General features: G+C 44.3%; 17 protein-coding genes. 9 read left to right on the forward strand and 8 right to left on the reverse strand.

The window, feature by feature from the left end; translation table 11 throughout:
* Positions 1-79: 79 nt before the first annotated feature.
* From A3762_RS05580 to A3762_RS05605, 6 genes are all read left to right on the forward strand, one after another.
* Positions 80-1,042, forward strand: coding sequence for a LysR family transcriptional regulator (locus A3762_RS05580; RefSeq protein ID WP_068480870.1), 963 nt, complete (start codon positions 80-82; stop codon positions 1,040-1,042).
* Positions 1,043-1,053: 11 nt separating this feature from the next.
* Positions 1,054-1,629 (forward strand): DNA endonuclease SmrA, encoded by a 576-nt coding sequence (smrA, locus tag A3762_RS05585; protein ID WP_068502473.1) that lies wholly within the window; start codon positions 1,054-1,056, stop codon positions 1,627-1,629.
* 39 nt (positions 1,630-1,668) lie between these two features.
* Positions 1,669-2,157 carry a (2Fe-2S)-binding protein gene (locus A3762_RS05590; protein ID WP_068754181.1) on the forward strand — a complete coding sequence of 163 codons (489 nt, stop codon included), beginning with the start codon at positions 1,669-1,671 and terminating at the stop codon, positions 2,155-2,157.
* Positions 2,150-4,375 carry a molybdopterin cofactor-binding domain-containing protein gene (locus A3762_RS05595; RefSeq protein ID WP_082868961.1) on the forward strand — a complete coding sequence of 742 codons (2,226 nt, stop codon included), beginning with the start codon at positions 2,150-2,152 and terminating at the stop codon, positions 4,373-4,375. The genes A3762_RS05590 and A3762_RS05595 overlap by 8 nt, the downstream gene beginning before the upstream one ends.
* 5 nt (positions 4,376-4,380) lie before the next feature.
* Positions 4,381-5,412 (forward strand): XdhC family protein, encoded by a 1,032-nt coding sequence (locus A3762_RS05600; protein ID WP_068502471.1) that lies wholly within the window; start codon positions 4,381-4,383, stop codon positions 5,410-5,412.
* A gap of 276 nt (positions 5,413-5,688) precedes the next feature.
* Positions 5,689-6,600 (forward strand): DMT family transporter, encoded by a 912-nt coding sequence (locus A3762_RS05605; RefSeq protein WP_068754449.1) that lies wholly within the window; start codon positions 5,689-5,691, stop codon positions 6,598-6,600.
* Here A3762_RS05605 and A3762_RS05610 read toward each other — a convergent pair.
* On the reverse strand, positions 6,593-7,315 hold the full coding sequence (locus tag A3762_RS05610; RefSeq protein WP_068480854.1) for an SIMPL domain-containing protein: 723 nt from the start codon (positions 7,313-7,315) through the stop codon (positions 6,593-6,595). The two genes, A3762_RS05605 and A3762_RS05610, sit on opposite strands and share 8 nt — an antisense overlap.
* A gap of 128 nt (positions 7,316-7,443) precedes the next feature.
* Here A3762_RS05610 and A3762_RS05615 point away from each other — a divergent pair, with 128 nt between their 5' ends.
* The 3 genes from A3762_RS05615 to A3762_RS05625 are packed head-to-tail and all read left to right on the forward strand — an operon-like array spanning position 7,444 to position 10,350.
* Positions 7,444-8,169 (forward strand): hypothetical protein, encoded by a 726-nt coding sequence (locus A3762_RS05615; RefSeq protein ID WP_068500023.1) that lies wholly within the window; start codon positions 7,444-7,446, stop codon positions 8,167-8,169.
* The gene (locus A3762_RS05620) at positions 8,169-9,437 is read left to right on the forward strand and encodes a valine--pyruvate transaminase (RefSeq protein WP_068500025.1); all 1,269 of its coding nucleotides are present in this window, start codon (positions 8,169-8,171) and stop codon (positions 9,435-9,437) included. Before A3762_RS05615 ends, A3762_RS05620 begins: the two co-directional genes overlap by 1 nt.
* 40 nt (positions 9,438-9,477) lie before the next feature.
* A complete protein-coding gene (locus A3762_RS05625) occupies positions 9,478-10,350 on the forward strand; it encodes a sterol desaturase family protein (RefSeq protein ID WP_068480845.1) in 873 nt (290 codons plus the stop codon).
* Positions 10,351-10,369: 19 nt separating this feature from the next.
* Here the strand turns inward: A3762_RS05625 and A3762_RS05630 are convergent, their stop codons facing one another.
* The 7 genes from A3762_RS05630 to A3762_RS05655 all read right to left on the reverse strand — a co-directional run bounded on the left by A3762_RS05630 (position 10,370) and on the right by A3762_RS05655 (position 16,535).
* Positions 10,370-11,071: an ABC transporter ATP-binding protein gene (locus A3762_RS05630; RefSeq protein WP_068480842.1), complete on the reverse strand. Its 702-nt coding sequence runs from the start codon at positions 11,069-11,071 to the stop codon at positions 10,370-10,372.
* The gene (gene livG / locus A3762_RS05635) at positions 11,071-11,841 is read right to left on the reverse strand and encodes a high-affinity branched-chain amino acid ABC transporter ATP-binding protein LivG (protein WP_068480839.1); all 771 of its coding nucleotides are present in this window, start codon (positions 11,839-11,841) and stop codon (positions 11,071-11,073) included. The genes A3762_RS05630 and livG overlap by 1 nt, the downstream gene beginning before the upstream one ends.
* Positions 11,831-13,099 carry a high-affinity branched-chain amino acid ABC transporter permease LivM gene (locus A3762_RS05640; RefSeq protein ID WP_068754451.1) on the reverse strand — a complete coding sequence of 423 codons (1,269 nt, stop codon included), beginning with the start codon at positions 13,097-13,099 and terminating at the stop codon, positions 11,831-11,833. Before A3762_RS05640 ends, livG begins: the two co-directional genes overlap by 11 nt.
* Entirely contained in the window at positions 13,099-14,022 is a 924-nt protein-coding gene (gene livH, locus A3762_RS05645) for a high-affinity branched-chain amino acid ABC transporter permease LivH (RefSeq protein ID WP_068480833.1), read from the reverse strand. Before livH ends, A3762_RS05640 begins: the two co-directional genes overlap by 1 nt.
* A 78-nt stretch (positions 14,023-14,100) precedes the next feature.
* Entirely contained in the window at positions 14,101-15,216 is a 1,116-nt protein-coding gene (locus tag A3762_RS05650; RefSeq protein ID WP_068754453.1) for a branched-chain amino acid ABC transporter substrate-binding protein, read from the reverse strand.
* Between the two features lie 176 nt (positions 15,217-15,392).
* Entirely contained in the window at positions 15,393-15,569 is a 177-nt protein-coding gene (locus tag A3762_RS26365) for a hypothetical protein (protein ID WP_156493264.1), read from the reverse strand.
* Between the two features lie 30 nt (positions 15,570-15,599).
* Positions 15,600-16,535, reverse strand: coding sequence for a hypothetical protein (locus A3762_RS05655; RefSeq protein WP_068754455.1), 936 nt, complete (start codon positions 16,533-16,535; stop codon positions 15,600-15,602).
* Positions 16,536-17,454 lie beyond the last annotated feature (919 nt).

Raw genomic sequence — 17,454 nt, forward strand, 5'->3', positions numbered from 1 at the left:
ATTGAATGTACTGTTTCATTTGTGGCATAAAAAAGAAAATGTAGCTTGTTTGTTTCATTTCTGTGGGCAAAGGTGGTTTATGCAAGATTTAAATGAAATGGCGATATTCGCTGTTGTCGTGGGGTGCGGTAGTTTCACGAAAGCAGCGGATAAATTGAGGTTGCCAAAATCGACGGTAAGTCGAAAAGTTTCCCAGTTAGAAAAGCGTGTTGGTGTGAGACTTATTAATCGAACGACGCGAAATTTAAAACCAACTGAGACAGGAAAACTCTACTACGAAAACTGCATGAAAATGCTAGAGCAGGCTGAGGAAGCAGACCGCATTGTTAATAACATGCAGTCAGAGCCAACAGGTCTGCTAAGAATCAGTACTCCCTTAGCTTTCGGAGTTCCGTTCTTTATTGATATTCTGAAGCGCTTTTCTGAGATGTATCCAAAGGTCAATCTTGAGATTATCTCTGATAACAAACCTTTGGATATGCTCGATGAAGAAATTGATATTGCGTTTCGAATTGGCCCCTTAGAAGATTCTAGCCTTGTCGCACGAAATCTTGGCACTGCACGTTTATCATTATGTGCAACACCTGAATATCTGGCTAAAAATGGCATCCCCAAATCAATTGAAGATCTGAAAGAGCATACGTGTATTACTCACCCAGAATTTGAATGGGTATTGCAGGGTAAAAACCAAATTGAAGCGCCGAACATTCAATCTCGTATGATTGCTAACGATGTTGAGTTGATCCAGCGACTTGTTCTTGAGCACTATGGCATCGGTGCTGTTCCACAGCTACTCATTGCTGATGATGTGCGAGCCGGTAAATTGAAATTATTGCTGCAAGATACGCCTTTCCAAGAAAGAACGTTTTATATGGTATACCCGAGCCGTCGCGAACCACCTTCAAAAGTCGTTGCGTTCACGGAATTTATGTTAGAAAACACGGTCAATCCTCCTTGGGAGCAATTGTCGGATGTGTTTAGTGTTCGTTGTCCTGCCGATTTAGCAAGTGCTGAATTAGAGGGCGAGTTAGAAGCAGTATAAGAGAGAAGATAATGCAGAATGACGATGATACGGATTTGTTTGCTGCTGAAATGTCTGGTGTTGAGCGCATCAAGCAAAACCGCGCGCATTTAAAGAAAGTTGAAAGTGATACGCCCGGTAAAGTTGTACGTAGAAGCTTGGCGGTTTCTGCAAAGCAAGCGCTTGACCCCTTAGCGTCGACAGTAGTGCCAGAGTTAAAAGCGGCAGATGTACTCGAGTATCGTAAAGATGGAGTGCAGCACGGCGTATATAAAAATCTGAGAATGGGGCGCTACGACATTGAGGCGAGGCTCGACCTACATAGGCTGACAGTTGAAGAAGCGCGTCGTGAGGTGTTCCAGTTTTTGCGTGACTGCTTTCAATACGAACTTCGTACAGTCCTGATACTCCACGGTAAGGGCGAACGCAATGCAGACAAGATCGCTGCGATAAAAAGCCACTTGTCTGTATGGTTGCCTCAGATCGACGAAGTTATGGCGTTTCATTCTGCTCAACCTCGCCACGGAGGCACGGGGGCTGTATACGTGATGTTAAAGAAAGGGGATAAGTCTAAGCAAAGTACAAGAGAGAAGTTTGGCTTGCGCTAGATAAGGCATTATCACACTGAAAACAAAAAAGAGATTCATATGAAATTTTTTCTGAATGGTGAGGAGCGCGAAGTTAACGTAGACGCAGATACGCCTTTATTATGGTTTATTCGTGACACGCTTGAAATGACGGGCACTAAGTTTGGTTGTGGTATGGGCTTGTGCGGGGCCTGTACTGTGCATTTGAATGGCCAAGCAGTTCGTTCGTGTATTACACCAGTGTCTGCTGTTGAAGGGCAACAGATTACAACGATTGAAGGTCTGTCCGACGGCGAAAGTTTGCATCCTGTTCAGAGCGCATGGGTTAAGCACAATGTCCCTCAGTGTGGTTACTGTCAGCCGGGACAAATTATGTCTGCTAGTGCGTTATTAGCGGGTAATTCAAATCCATCTGACGATGATATCGATGTGGCTATGGCTGGTAATGTATGTCGTTGCGGAACTTACCCTCGAATCAAAGCGGCGATTAAAACTGCAGCGACAGAGCTTGCATACGAAGCAAAGAAGGGTGGGGTGAACAATGGATAAGCAAATCATGAAAGGCCCTGCTATTACGCGAAGAAATTTATTAGTAGGTGCTGCCAGTACTACAGGTGGCTTGGCGGTTGCATTTAGCATGACAGGTTGCGCCAATACTGCCTCTAAGATGGACGAGGCAGGGAAGTGGTCGCCGAATGCTTGGTTAGACATTTCCCCAGAAGGCAAGGTCGTGTTTACGCTTGACCGCGTAGAAATGGGCCAAGGCACGTATACAGGTCTAACCACTCTGATAGCAGAAGAGTTAAATCAATCTCCAGATACCATCGAAGTAAAATTTGCTGGTGCTGCGCAACAATATCGCAACCCAGATTATGGCCTACAAATCACGGGTGGTAGTAACAGCCTATCCTCTGCATGGAAGCCAATACGGGTCGCGGCAGCTGCGGTTCGAGAGATGCTTGAAAAAGCTGCTGCCGATACCTTTGGTGTTGATGCCAGTTCCGTTGTTCTGTTTGATGGTGTTCTGACGAATGATGCCGGGCAAACCTTAAATATTTCAGAAGTTATTGCGATTGCAGCTAAGCAAAGTGTACCAAGTGAACCAGCGCTTAAAGCGAAGCAGGACTTCCGATTCATCGGTAAGCATTCTTCTCGTTTAGACGCGGCTGCGAAAGTACAAGGTACTGCGAATTTCGGAATTGATGCATCTGTTGATGATATGGTGTTTGCCGTAGTCCTTCGATCTCCAGCGATTGGTGGTCGATTGAAAAGCTTTGACGCTTCGGAGCTCAACGCAGATAAGGATTTCATTGGAGCATATCAGATAGACACCGGGGTGGCGGTTGTCGCGACGAGTTCCTGGAAGGCCCGAAAACTTTCAGAGAAAGTGTCGCTTGACTGGGACTTACCACAAGAATTGATTTCAACAAAAGCAGCATTTGAGCTGTATCGTGACGCGGCTTCTAAAGATGATGGCGACGTTGTACGTGAGGTTGGAGACGCCCAAGAAGCAATCGATAACTCGTCTAATGATGCAATTGAACTCGAATTCGAAATGCCCTTTTTAGCGCATGCCACGATGGAACCGATGAACTGTTTGGCGCATGTACAAGAGGATCGCGCAGATATTTGGGCTTCGACCCAAGGGCCAGATATTGCCCAGGTCTCGGTGGCTAAGGTGACACACTTAGATTTGGATGAAGTACACATTCATAATCAATTTATTGGTGGTGGATTTGGTCGTCGTTTGAATCAAGACTTTATTGGTGAAGCTGCCGAGATTTCGATGGCGGCGAAACGTCCTGTGAAGTTAGTTTGGTCACGTGAAGATGATATGAAAAATGACTTTTATCGCCCCGCGACATTCCACCGTTTACAAGCATCTGTTTCGGATTCGGGCGAGGTCGAGGCTTGGAAGCATCATGTTGTCGGTCCAGGCGTCATGGATTGGTATATCTGGGATGCTGCACCAGCCATGTTCCCATCATCTCCAAAGTTTATGTTCCCTATGCTTGGTAAAATGGGCTTAGCAACGCAAGGCACTCCGATGACGCCTGCTGATCGATCTGCTTACGAGGGGGCTGACGACTTGGAATATGAGTTTAAAGCTCAAGAAATAAGCTATAGCAAGGCAGATATCGGCGTCCCTGTTGGTTACTGGCGTGCTGTTGGACATTCGCATAATGGATTCGTGACAGAAACCTTTGTCGATGCCTGTGCAGAAAAAGTCGGTAAAGATGAATTAGCATTTCGCTTGGACCTGCTTAAAAATCAGCCACGCTTGGCATCAGTTTTAAAGTTAGCTGCTGAAAAAGGTGGTTGGGGTGCCGAGAGACCTCAAGGCCGATATGTGGGCATTGCTGCGCATAAATCATTCGGGTCGTATGTTGCAGAGCTTGTTGAGCTTAGTGTTGAGTCAGGACAGATACGCGTTCATAAGGTCGTATGTGCTGTTGATTGTGGGCAAGTAGTTAATCCTGATATCGTTAAAATGCAAATGGAAAGTTGCATCGTTTTTGGCATTACAGCAGCTTTACATGGCGAGATTGAATTTGTTGACGGTGGAGCTGCGCAAAGCAATTTCCATGATTACCAAATGCTTCGCATGAATGAGTGCCCAGAAATAGATGTGCACATAGTCGACAGCGCTGAATCGCCAACGGGTGTGGGCGAACCTGGACTTCCTCCAATTGCGGCGGCGATGGGGTCAGCGATTTATAAGGCGACGGGCACACGCCATACTCGACTTCCATTTAAAATAAGCTGATATAAATGAATACTCAGCGTTATCAGGTTTTGCTCAAATTAAAAGAGTGTTTAGAGGCGGGGCGCCCAGCATTTCTAGTCACCGTGCTAGAAACATGGGGAGCTTCACCTCGACCTGCTGGAAGTATTTTGGTTTTTGATCCGTCAGCCAATAAAGTCTACGGCTCTGTCTCCGGAGGCTGTGTAGAAGAGGAACTTCTGAGAGATCTTTATGCAGGAACGACTTTCTCAAACGCGCATGATGCCCCAATTCTTACACGATTTGGTAGGGATTTAAGTGGTGTGTCTTTACCTTGCGGTGCTGAAATAGAGCTTATGATCGAAGAGTTTTCATGCTCTGAATCCAAGCATGAAACGCGTGGTATTACTCACGTTAAAGAACTGGTAAGAGCGATAGACGAAGGCCGTGAGGTCTGGCGTTCGGTGCATTTTGATTCTTCGTTGGTAGGCTTTGAGACCCGCTCTGGTAATGAAAAATCATACTCAGTCGTTAATCGTTTAGCCGATAAAGTAAAGCTCAGATATGATCGTCCAGATCGCTTATTGCTTATCGGATTGAGTGATGTATCACTTGCATTGTTACCACTGGCAGAAAGTATTGGATACGAGGTTCAGATCTGTGATCCGAGACACGAGCATGTTGCGCGACAGACGAGTGCGCAGGATATAAGTGTCGTGTCTAATGTGCTTCCCGATGACTTGGTTTATGCATCTTACATGGATGAGAATTGCGCGATTGTTGCGCTCGCACATGACCCTAGAGTAGATGATCTGGCGGTCTATGCGGGACTACAAGGGCAGGCTCATTTTGTCGGTGCAATGGGATCCCAGCGCAATGCTTTACTGCGTCAGAATCGTCTGCAGGCACTTGGTTTGTCATCCGATTTACGTCAGCGATTACATGCGCCAGTTGGTGTGCAGATAGGAAGTCGTACACCCAGTGAAATTGCTATTTCTATTGTTGCCCAATTAGTTCAGGTGCGAAGTCAGCGCGTCAAGATGCCTCTGCAGGTTAATTCTGTCGCTACTTACGCATAAGTCGTTGACAAGCTCTTCTGTTCATACCATTCTTATCGCCATGAAATTAATTAGCAAAGCAAAACACCGTTGGCCTCAATCACGACTCGTGCGTATTCTCGTGCTCGTCGCGATGGCGCGCGCCTGTTCGCGTTGTGTGGTTAGCTGATTAATTGAAATCATTTGGCCACGGCATTCAGCGGTGGCTTTCTTCTCCCTAGCTCTCTGAATTCCGTTGTCGCTTTCGACCTTTAGTGTTGGTTGTTTTTTTAACGAGAATGAGAGGAGGGAAATCTCGTGCAAGCGCCCTTTGCGTACCTGACGATTATTGCCGTGTGGTCTACAACGCCACTTGCGATTAATTGGAGTAGTCAAACGATCAGTCCTGTTGCGGCCCTTGGACTGCGAATGGCATTAGCTGTGATCGTAGGGCTACTTCTATTGGCGATTTTACGTGTACGCATTGTATGGACAAAACATTCTATCGCGACCTATTCATATGCTCAGTTAGGTATCGCAGGAGCAATGCTTTGTGTGTATAGCGCTGCTCAGTATATTCCGTCCGGTTTGATATCGGTATTGTTTGCCTTATCGCCAATGATATCGGCTATTTTTGCCTTTTTTATGCTTGGTGAAGACAACTTTCAGAAGCACAAAATCATCGCATTTATAATGGCCTTGTTTGGTCTAATTCTTGTTTCTGTTGATACGATTTCGTTATCACAAAACGGATTGTTGGGGATTGCCTTATTGCTTAGCGGAGTGGTTCTCTACAGCTATAGCGGAGTGAAGGTCCAAAAGATTGGATTTAAAGGCCATCCCTTATCCACGACAGTTGCAAGTTTATTGGTGTCTTTGCCTCTGTTCTTTATCGCTTGGCTACTTCTGGATGGTGATTTACCGATGTTTGATATTAATAGTCGTTCGGTTCACGCGATCATTTACTTGGCTATTTTTGGTTCATTGCTTGGCTTTTGCGCTTACTTTTACTTGTTGAAAGAGGCTGGTGCGTCTTCTGTGGCAATGATGACATTACTTACACCTGCGCTTGCATTGATGTTAGGAGCTCAAATTAATAATGAATCGATTGGGGTGAATGTGATTTGCGGCACTGCCTTAATTTTATCGGGCTTATTCTTGTTTTATTACAAGTTGATTCTTGCGAGCCCCGCGAATACGGGGCAAACGTCAGAAGACTCCGTTATTTGATCAAAAAACTAGCGATGATGTGTGCGCGAATTTCGATGTCTTTGATTTCATAGCTGCTATTAGACGACTCCGCTGCGTCGGCACTGAATGCCATCGCACGCATCGGGCGCACATTTCTTTGTTGATCCATGTTGTGTTCAACATGTGCGAGCTTGCCAAGCTTTACGCGGAAAGATTCCGCTATCGTAAGCGCTGCTTCGCGTGCTTTTTGTGCAGCGTCTTTTAAAGCGAAGGTATGTGCTGACTTTCGATCTTTTGTATCGAATGAAATTGATTGTATATGTGTAACGCCTGACTCGGTGATGTCGTTAAGAATGGATTCAAACTGGTTCAAGTTATTGAGCTCAAAGAGTACCGTGCGGACCACTCGATAACCCGTCAAACTTTGTTTGCCGTCATCATAGTTATAGGTAGGTGATACGCTAATTTGGCCGCTATCGATAGTGTCTTTATCGATGTTGTATCGTTTAAAGTTACTGAGAAGCTGACTAACGGAATCATTTGTAAGCTGTTTTGCTTTTGATGCGATGGGAGCTGTTTTTTCAACGAGTAAGACAAACTTAGCGATGTCTGGCGTGACATTCACTTTGCCAGTAGCAGAAACGCTAATAACATTATCGTCGCTCGCTTGGGCTGTGATGGATATAAGTGCTAGTAAAATAGCCGCGATGAGTAGACGAGATTGAAGTAAGACTTCGCGAATTGTGGTGGACATGATTTTATATTCCTCTTTCAATGATGCGATAAGTTTAGACTAGGGAAGTTAGTAGGTAACATCAATTTAGTATTGAGACCTAGCTTGGGTTTCTATCAGTAAATTTTGGTAAGGCAGAGAGAGTTTAAGTGGTATTAGGAATCTTAGATTGCGACGAAATCGCACCAGAGTTACGTGAAGAGTTCGACAGCTATGGCGCGATGTTTGAAAACCTGATCAGGCAAATAGCACCGAATGAAAATATAAACCAGATTCGTATTTATAAAGTTTGCGATGGTGACTTACCGAAAGATGTATCTGAGTGTCAGGCATACTTAGTGACGGGTAGCAAAACAGGTGTGTATGACTTAGTTGCTTGGCGAGAACCTTTACGCCGCTGTGTATCTGAGATCTATGATATGCATATTCCAATGGTTGGAGTGTGTTTCGGTCATCAGTTACTTGCCGATGTGCTTGGCGGCGAAGCTATAAAATCAGACAAAGGTTGGGGGATTGGTGCGATGACGCATAGCCGTCAAACGCAGCAAGATTTTTTTCAAAATATGCCTGAGTCAATCACCTTGTTGTACAGTCATCAAGATCAAGTCGTGTGTCTGCCGCCGACTGCGGTGCGTCTTTACGGGAGTGATTTTTGCCCAAATGCTGCATTTTGCATTCCGGGTAGGGTGTTAGGGTTTCAAGGGCATCCAGAATTTACGGTTGATTATAGTCAGCAACTGATGTCGTTAAGAGAGTCTTTATATCCGCCTGATTTATACAAGCAGGCTATGGCTTCGCTTCAGAAAACGACGGATGAGCGTTTAGTGAGTACATGGATAACAATGTTTTTGACGAATACGGCGAGTAATAAGTAATGGCTAGATTTTCAAATTTTGGCAACAAATTAGGTGGTGAATCGGGTATTACAGGATTAATGGAAGACCTTGGGAACGCTTTAAATTCTGGGTCTGATATGATCATGATGGGAGGTGGTAATCCGGCTCATATACCTGTCGTCGAAGAACTGTTTCGTGATCGTTTAGCCGAGTTGGCGAACAGTCCTGATGCCTTTCGCCGATTGATCGGAATTTACGATCCGCCACAAGGTGAAATTGACTTTATTGGTGCCATTGCAGACTTATTGCGTCGTGAATATCAGTGGCCAGTTAGTCGCAAAAACATCGCGTTGACAAACGGCAGTCAGGCCGCATTTTTCATGTTGTTCAATATGTTTGGTGGGCGTTTTAACAAGGATGATAATAAGCAAATATTGCTGCCACTTGCTCCAGAATATATCGGGTACAGTGACGCTGGCTTAAACGATCATTTATTCCGGGCGTTTAAACCAAATATTGAACGCATTGATCAACAGACATTCAAATATAAAGTCGATTTCGATTCCTTAGAAATTGATAAAGGCGTTGGTGCGATCTGTGTGTCGCGGCCAACTAATCCAACCGGTAACGTCCTGACCGATAAAGAAGTGGCAAGGTTGGATCAGCTTGCAAAACAAAATGACGTGCCTTTTATTATCGACGGAGCATACGGTACGCCGTTTCCAGATCTAATTTTTGAAGAGGTAACACCTCACTGGAATGACAATACGGTTGTTTGTTTAAGTCTCTCAAAATTGGGCTTGCCGGCTGTTCGTACAGGTATCGTTGTCGCGCGCGAAGACATCATAGAGAACTTGTCCGGAATGAATGCGGTGATGAACCTTTCAACTGGGAGCTTTGGCCCGATGCTGGCACATGAGCTGGTGAAATCGGGCGAAATATTGTCGCTGAGTCAGAATCACGTAAAACCCTATTATGCTGAGAAAGCTGTTTGGGCTGAAGATTACTTCAAAACGCTATGTCGTGATTTACCTGTGTCGCTCCACAAGGTCGAAGGAGCCATGTTTTTATGGGTTTGGATGGAGGGTTGTCCCGTCGATAGTCAAAATCTGTATGAGCGCTTAAAGCAACGTGGTGTTTTAGTTGTTTCTGGCCATCATTTCTTCCCGGGTTTAAGTGATAAAGACAAAAACGAATGGCGACATAGCCGCGAATGTCTTCGAGTTACATATTCTCAGGATAAAGAGAAAGTGAAAAGAGGCTTAGAGGTTCTCGCCGATACCTTGCGAGAAGCCTACGAAAACTAGTACTGTGAGAGACAATATAAAATAAAAAGAAGGAACGAAGATGGATGATGTAATTCATGCGTTGATGTTTATTGCGATATTTGGCTCTATATTTTTGAGCGTGATTGGTATTGAAATGTGGGTTCTGTCGCGACAAAATCGTCAGTCATATCACTGGAAGGAGACACTAAGTAATATGACGACGGGTGCTATGTATAAAGTCGTTGACGGTATTGCTATCGCGCTTTTCATCCAAGTTTTTTATGACTATGTACGTGAGTACGGGTTTCAGTATTCTCCAGATGTGACAGCTTTTAGTCTTGTTTTTTTGTTTTTGGCTGTCGATTTCTTTTTCTATGCATATCATTTTTTGATGCACAAAGTACGCTGGATGTGGTCGGTACATGCGACCCATCACACATCAAAAAATCTAAATTTTTCAACAGCTTTGCGACAAAACTTCTTGTTAGATCTTAACTTTGGTTGGGTGTTTTGGTGGCTGCCTTTAGCGCTAATTGGCTTTGAAAAAGATTGGGTGATTCTAGCGATCGAAGCAAACCTCGCTTATCAGTTTTTCTTGCATACTGAAACGGTCAAACGTTTGGGGCCTTTAGAATGGGTCCTTAATACTCCGTCACATCATCGAGTTCATCATGGCTGTAACGAAAAGCAGGTGGATACCAATTTTGGCGGAGTGTTTATTATCTGGGATAGATTGTTTGGTACGTTTAGGGATGAGACTGAAGCAGGAAAACTAAAGTACGGCGTTGCGTTTCGACAGCCCACGACACTTAATCCATTAAGACTCAACTTAGATGAGTTCATTGATATGTTTAAAGATGCATATCGCTATAAAGATCTGTCGATCTTTGTAAGGCATCCGTCTTATGTTGAGCAACGGTATCGAGCTGACGAAAAAAAAGCAGCTCAGTGAGCTGCTTTACTTCGAGTGTTTATCCGCCTAAATAGGCTTTTTTCACTTCATCATTGACCAACAGGTTGTCACCAGTGTCTTGCAATACAATACTGCCGTTTTCGAGAACATAGCCACGGTCAGCAAGCTTAAGTGCTTGGTTCGCGTTTTGCTCGACTAAAAAGATAGTCATGCCTTGCTCGCGTAACTGTTCAATAATCTCAAAAATTTGGTTAATGATGATAGGGGCCAGTCCGAGCGAGGGTTCGTCCAAAAAGAGCATTTTTGGCTTGCTCATTAGTGCTCGGCCGATAGCTAACATCTGCTGCTCGCCGCCAGACATGGTTCCACCACGTTGTTGAAAGCGTTCTTTCAGACGAGGAAATAACCCAAACACATACTCGAGAGACTCTTCGATACTTTCATTTGTCTCGAAAAAACCACCCATGTGTAGATTCTCTTCCACCGTCAGCCCAGAAAAGATACGGCGACCTTCTGGAACAACGGCAAGGCCGCTTCTCATGATTTCAGCAGTATCTGTCTTGGATATGTCTTTGCCTTCAAATTCAATACGCCCCTGGCTCGCGCGAGGGTCTCCACACACTGTCATCAGTAGGGTAGATTTGCCTGCACCGTTAGCACCAATTAGTGTGACGATTTCACCCTTATCGACGTTCAACGAAACGCCTTTAAGTGCTTGAATCTTTCCGTAGTAGGTATGGACATTATCGAGTACTAACATCAAACCTCTCCCAAATATGCTTTGATTACGTCTGGATTTCCTTTGATCTCTTCTGGAGTACCAGAGGCAAGAGGAGTTCCTTGATTGATAACGTAAATGTTGTCTGAAATACCCATTACGAGATTCATGTCGTGCTCAATTAGCAATACCGATACGTGGTAATCTTCTTTGAGCGAAACAATTAGATTATCTAGGTCTTTCGTTTCTTTCGGGTTTAGGCCAGCCGCAGGTTCATCAAGTAGAAGCAGCTTCGGTTCGGTTACCATGCAGCGTGCTATTTCTAGTCTGCGCTGTTGGCCGTAAGACAAGTTGCCCGCCTCGCGGTTAGCGACATCGGTCAGCCCCACTTTGTCGAGCCAGTATCTCGCGCGGTGCATCGCACGTTCTTCAGACTTCTTGTAAGCAGGAGTATTGAATAAACCTGAGAGTAGGTTGGTATTTGAGTGTCGATGCTGGGCAACTAACAAATTCTCAACCACGGTCATTTCGTTAAATAAACGAACATGTTGGAAGGTGCGGACCATGCCTTTTAGAGAGATTTTGAAATCAGGAAGCTTTTGGATTTCTTCTCCCATAAATTCAACAACCCCCGAAGTAGGCGTATAAAAGCCACTTAAGCAGTTAAAAACGGTTGTTTTCCCAGCACCATTAGGACCAATGATTGATACGATTTGACCCTCTTCAACACGCAGGTTTACACCGTTGACGGCAACGAGTCCGCCAAACTGCATTCTGAGATCAGATACGTTTAGTAGTGTCTTATTTGTCATCTGCTAACTCCAAGTGTGGACGTTTTGAAGGAAGCAAACCTTGTGGTCGCCATACCATCATAAGAACCATCATTAGGCCGAACATCAACATTCGGTATTCTTGGAATTCACGAGCTAGCTCTGGCAGTACTGTCATTGCAATTGCAGCGAGGATAACGCCCATTTGTGAGCCCATTCCGCCGAGAACAACAATCGCCAAGATAATGGCTGATTCAATAAACGTGAATGACTCTGGAGAGATGAAGCCTTGGCGCGCGGCAAAGAAACAACCGGCAAATCCTGCAAACGCAGCACCGATTGTAAACGCTGAAAGCTTGATCGCGGTGCGATTCATACCTAATGAACGACAGGCTATTTCATCTTCGCGCAATGCTTCCCAAGCTCGGCCAACTGGCATGCGAACAAGTCGACGGATCACGAAGACGGTGATGACGACAAGGATAAGCGCTAACAAATAAAGGAAGATAACTTTGTACGTTGAATCGTAAGAGATTCCCATGACTTCATGGAATAGTGTATTGCCGTCTTCTTTTACGCGGCGTCCAAATTCCATACCGAAGAGTGTCGGTTTATCAATGCCTCCAATACCATTCGGACCACCCGTTAGGGATGTAGCATTGAGAAGGAAGATACGGATAATCTCGCCAAACCCAAGAGTTACAATGGCCAAGTAGTCTCCGCGCAAGCGTAGTACTGGAAAGCCCAGTAAGAAGCCAAACAAAGCGGCCATGATCCCAGCAATCGGCAATGCCAACCAGAATGAGATTTCGTAATACAGAGATAGTAGGGCATAGCTGTATGCACCCACTGCGTAGAATGCTACGTAGCCTAAGTCTAACAAGCCTGCTAGGCCGACAACGATGTTCAAGCCAAGGCCTAACATCACATAGATAAGTACCAGAGTTGCGAGGTCGATAGAGCCACGGCTCACCATAAACGGCCAAACTAGCGCGATCAAAATGATTGCGAAAGTAAACCAGTTTTCTAATTTTGCTTTCTTCGCCGGTTCTAGTGATTGATAACCGGTATTAAAACTTGGTTTAGGAATGTGGCTAAATAATCCAGTGAACTGGTCTCTGAATAATTGGAAGAAAAATACGATCGCAACGGCAGCACCGATATACATCCAAGTCGTTGGCCCCGCACCTTCAATAGACATTGAAGTGCCGCCTGTAACCAAGTTGAGGCCCAGTAAAGGGAAGGACACGATAAAAGTGATGATTGCAGTAAATACTGCATGACTGAAATTCGATTTCATTAGACTTTCTCAACCTCTTGTTTGCCTAGTAAGCCAGTCGGCTTAAATAAGAGGATTAGAACGAGAAGACTAAATGACACGGCGTCTTTCCATTCTGAGCTAATATACGCTGCAGTTAAGCTTTCCGTTAAACCTAGAATAATTCCGCCGAGCATAGCGCCAGGAATGCTCCCAATGCCACCAAGTACCGCTGCGGTAAATGCTTTCAGTCCGGCAATAAAACCAATATGTGGATTGGCAACGCCGTAATAAAGGCCAAGTAATAAGCCCGCGACAGCCGCTAAAGAAGCGCCAATGACAAATGTTGCAGAGATCACTCGGTTAGTATTAATGCCAAGCAGATTTGCCATCTTGATGTCTTCAGCAACAGCGCGACATGCTCGTCCCATTCGTGACTTAGAAATAAATAATGTGAGTGCCGACATGCAGATAAATGTCGCTATAAAAATAATCAGCTGCATGTAAGACAGAGATGCTTGGAAGTTTTCAGTACCGAAAGTCCAACCGCCACTAATCATAGGAGGAATCGCAACATCGCGAGCGCCTTGCGCATTCACTACAAAGTTTTGTAGGAAGATAGACATACCAATTGCAGAGATTAAAGGAATTAATCGATTCGCTCCGCGCAGAGGTCTATATGCTGTTCTCTCAATCGCCCAGCCGAAAGAACTCGATACAATAATGGCTATTGTGAGTGCAGCGAGGATAATAATAGGAACATATTCGATGCCTAACATCGTTAGTCCTGCTATCACGACAAAGCTGACATAAGTGCCGATCATGTACACTTCACCATGCGCGAAGTTGATCATGCCAATAATGCCGTAAACCATGGTGTAACCGATTGCGATTAACGCATAGGTACTACCAATCGTCAGTCCATTGAGTATTTGTTGTATGAAATATAAGAATGCTTCTAGCATCTATCCCTACCTTGTTACCAAAAAAAACACCCACTCTCAGCAGAGAGCAGGTGTTCTAATTACTCTAACTACTTGTGTTTACTTGGCTTCAGTTTTTGAGCCATCTTGGTGCCAGTTGTAAACAACAAAGTCGAACTGCTTAAGATCGCCTTTCTCGTCAAACTGGATATCACCTGTTGGCGTGCTGAAATTCATTTCACGCATTGCTTTCTGCATTGCGTCAGTGTCAGTACCGCCAGTTTTGACCATTGCATCTGCAAGTACTTGAACCGCTGAGTAAGCTGTCAATACGAACGCACCGCTTGCGTCCTGACCCACGTCAACAAAAGACTTAACCAAGTCTGCGTTTGCTGGGTTTTTGTCGAAGCTTGGTGGAAGTGTTACGAGCAAACCTTCAGACGCAGGACCTGCAATTGCATTGATATCATTGTTACCAACACCTTCTGGACCCATAAATTGTGCTTTGAAGCCTTTTTCAGCTGATTGACGCAAAATTAGACCAAGCTCTGGATGGTAGCCGCCGTAGTAGACGAAGTCGACATTTGCTTTTTGAAGTTTTGCAATAAGTGAAGAGAAGTCTTTGTCGCCAGAAGTAATACCTTCAAACATAACGACATTAACGCCTTTTTCTTCTAGCGTTGTTTTTACTGAAGTAGCAATGCCTTCGCCATATTGTTGCTTGTCGTGAATGATCGCAACGTTGCCAGGCTTGATTTTGTCAGCAATGTAGTTGCCTGCTACTGGTCCCTGGTGGCTATCTAGGCCAATCGTACGGAAAACCATTTGGTAACCACGTGTAGTGATGTCAGGGCTTGTAGACGCCGCTGTTACCATCAAAATACCTTCGTCTTCATAAACGTCTGAAGCCGGTTGAGTAGAGCTTGAGCATAAGTGACCAACTACGAAGCTGATACCGTCATTAACTACTTTGTTAGCAACCGCAACAGCTTGCTTTGGATCACATGCGTCGTCGTATACGATTCCTTCTAGTTGAGCGCCATTTACGCCGCCAGCTTCATTGATCTTTTGGATCGCCATTTTTGAGCCGATCATTTGCATATCGCCGTATTGAGCAACGGGTCCTGTTACTGGTCCTGCTAAAGCAATTTTGATTGTTTCAGCACTTGCGACACTTGCTGCACCTGCAAGCAATGCTGCAGCGCCTAATTTTAGGAATTTCTTATGTGAACTCATTTATTGTTCCTTGAAATGTGCGAAAAATTCGCTTCAGTCTTAATTGTTTCATAAGGGGACTTTAGATACGACGAAAGCCGCGCCCTAACACGTCAATACTACAAAGAATAGAAAGGATAGGGAAGTTTAAGCATCTTCGCTCTACATTAATTTTGTAAAGCGCTATTCGTGATGCGTTAAAACTGCCCAAATATTGTATCCCATGGGTTAGAGAGGCTGGTCGTTTCAAAGGATTTAGACCAATATTTATCGGCGATGCCGTTGCCGTTGAAATCTTCAGCCGAGGATATTCTGTTGCCCGAGGAGTCATAGCGATATTGAGCGAATTGGTCAAACGAACCATCACCATTCATATCTTTATCGACACTCGTGCGATTGTTGTTCTAGTCATACGTATAACGTTCTTGGTAAACAATCTGGCCATTGAGGTATTTGATGTATTTGATGACTAAGTCGCCAGAGTATTCGAATTCGTCGTAGCTCGTTTCGCTTCCTTGGTCATTAATCGGAACGCTGAATACTGATTTATTTTCCTGTGCGTCATAGCTGTAAGACACGATTAAATCGGGTGTCCCATCATTGTTTTTGTCATCAGAGTAAACGGCAAGCAAGTCGTCAGGGAAATAAGTTTCTTCGATGACTGTGCTAGGAGTACTTGAAGAATCGCCGTTGTTGTATATACGTGTCGTAACTTGATTAGCAACAGGGCGATCATACAACGTCAGCTGATCGATACTTCCATCATTGCCGTCGTCGTATGAAAATGAAACCAGTTCGTCATTCTGATAGGTGTAGGATTCACTTGAGTCTGAGCCATTGTTTCGGAACGCGTTTCGTGAAGTTATTTTCCCCGAGTCAGAGTAGGTAAATGTTTCGCGGAGTTGTTGGCGTGTATTGGTCTTCTCTTTAATACGACCATCTTCATCATATGAGTAAGAAACAACAAAATCTTCGCCGCCTGACTGGTTTTCTGTTCGTTCGGAGATTAGCCGGCCGCTATCATCGTATTCAAAATAGGTATTTTGCGTTTGGGTGCTCCCTGATTTTTGAGCACTTTGAGCGATATTGTCTGCTTGAACTTCAATCCCGAGACTATCGTATAAATGGGCGACATTTTGCTGCAATGAGCGAACAGACCCTGTAAGTCCGAGTTGCTCTCTTATGCTAGCGATATTGGACGAGGCAACAAAGTCTGTGGCCTTGAATGCGCCGATGTCGAGTCGGCTATCTTCTAATTTTTGGTCATCATTACCTAGGTTGATTCCGTTATCAGGATTGCCATCAATATCTAATTTCTGAAGTAAACTTGCGATGTTCAATGCTTTGTCAAAAGTAAGAACAGAAGATAAAAGAACGCGCTCCTTTATATGGGGCTACTCGCTAGTTAAATCGATATCGTGTGCGTTATTTTTGTGCGCATTAACAGAAGTTTAGAGACTGAGGTGTAAATATGCTGCTAACTGGTGCGGAAACATAGAAGAGAACTTAAAACAATCGTGAATGAGGGTTGATCATATTTCTAAATGCTAGTGGTTTGGTTGGCTTGCTCGTGGGTAAATAGTGACTTTAAATGATGATCGAAACTTTTAAGAAAAACACTTGCTATCCAAAGCGAGATATTTAAAATGCACGCTCGCTTTGAGGGAGACACCTAAGGGGGTCGAAATTGAGGCGAGAAGTGAAGGTCTTCTAGCGTTATTTTTGATCTTTGTTTCTGGTGATTTTTGAGAAGTTTTTGTTGCTGATATAAGTGTCGAAAACGAGCTCAAAAATAAAATCAGAAAGATCAAAAAAAGTAGTTGACCGGCGAATTAAGATCTATATAATTCGCGCCTCGCTTGAGGGAAGGCCCTTCAAAAGGGTTGGAAATAAGCGAGAAGTTAACACCTAATTTTGAGTTTGATTTCAATAAGTTAGTTGCTTAGGAAATTAAATTCAGAAAGTTAAGAAAAGGTGTTGACAATCAACTGGGGCTCTGTAGAATACGCGCCTCGCTTGAGGGAACGGAAACGGTCATCAAGCAACGATCTTTAAAAATTAGCCAAGCAATTCGTGTGGGCGCTGACTGAGATGATGTCACGTAAAGCACTGAAGACATTAAGTTTTTGGATGCTATTAAGAGATTATCAAGTCAACGTTCTGTGAATTCATTTATTGTAATTACAGTAGTTTTACTTGAGACAAATTTAGTTGTCCTTCGGGATGACACTTGAAGATTAAACTGAAGAGTTTGATCAT

The sequence above is a fragment of the Oleiphilus sp. HI0125 genome (genome assembly GCF_001635355.1).

What these genes read in the sequence shown, in the direction of transcription:
- A3762_RS05610 (WP_068480854.1), bottom strand. Translation starts at nt 7,315, where the DNA reads ATGTCCACCACAATTCGCGAAGTCTTACTTCAATCTCGTCTACTCATC.
- A3762_RS05580 (WP_068480870.1), top strand. Translation starts at nt 80, where the DNA reads ATGCAAGATTTAAATGAAATGGCGATATTCGCTGTTGTCGTGGGGTGC.
- A3762_RS26365 (WP_156493264.1), bottom strand. Translation starts at nt 15,569, where the DNA reads ATGAATGGTGATGGTTCGTTTGACCAATTCGCTCAATATCGCTATGAC.
- A3762_RS05630 (WP_068480842.1), bottom strand. Translation starts at nt 11,071, where the DNA reads ATGTTAGTACTCGATAATGTCCATACCTACTACGGAAAGATTCAAGCA.
- A3762_RS05650 (WP_068754453.1), bottom strand. Translation starts at nt 15,216, where the DNA reads ATGAGTTCACATAAGAAATTCCTAAAATTAGGCGCTGCAGCATTGCTT.
- A3762_RS05595 (WP_082868961.1), top strand. Translation starts at nt 2,150, where the DNA reads ATGGATAAGCAAATCATGAAAGGCCCTGCTATTACGCGAAGAAATTTA.
- livH (WP_068480833.1), bottom strand. Translation starts at nt 14,022, where the DNA reads ATGCTAGAAGCATTCTTATATTTCATACAACAAATACTCAATGGACTG.
- A3762_RS05620 (WP_068500025.1), top strand. Translation starts at nt 8,169, where the DNA reads ATGGCTAGATTTTCAAATTTTGGCAACAAATTAGGTGGTGAATCGGGT.
- smrA (WP_068502473.1), top strand. Translation starts at nt 1,054, where the DNA reads ATGCAGAATGACGATGATACGGATTTGTTTGCTGCTGAAATGTCTGGT.
- A3762_RS05625 (WP_068480845.1), top strand. Translation starts at nt 9,478, where the DNA reads ATGGATGATGTAATTCATGCGTTGATGTTTATTGCGATATTTGGCTCT.
- A3762_RS05590 (WP_068754181.1), top strand. Translation starts at nt 1,669, where the DNA reads ATGAAATTTTTTCTGAATGGTGAGGAGCGCGAAGTTAACGTAGACGCA.
- A3762_RS05600 (WP_068502471.1), top strand. Translation starts at nt 4,381, where the DNA reads ATGAATACTCAGCGTTATCAGGTTTTGCTCAAATTAAAAGAGTGTTTA.
- A3762_RS05640 (WP_068754451.1), bottom strand. Translation starts at nt 13,099, where the DNA reads ATGAAATCGAATTTCAGTCATGCAGTATTTACTGCAATCATCACTTTT.
- livG (WP_068480839.1), bottom strand. Translation starts at nt 11,841, where the DNA reads ATGACAAATAAGACACTACTAAACGTATCTGATCTCAGAATGCAGTTT.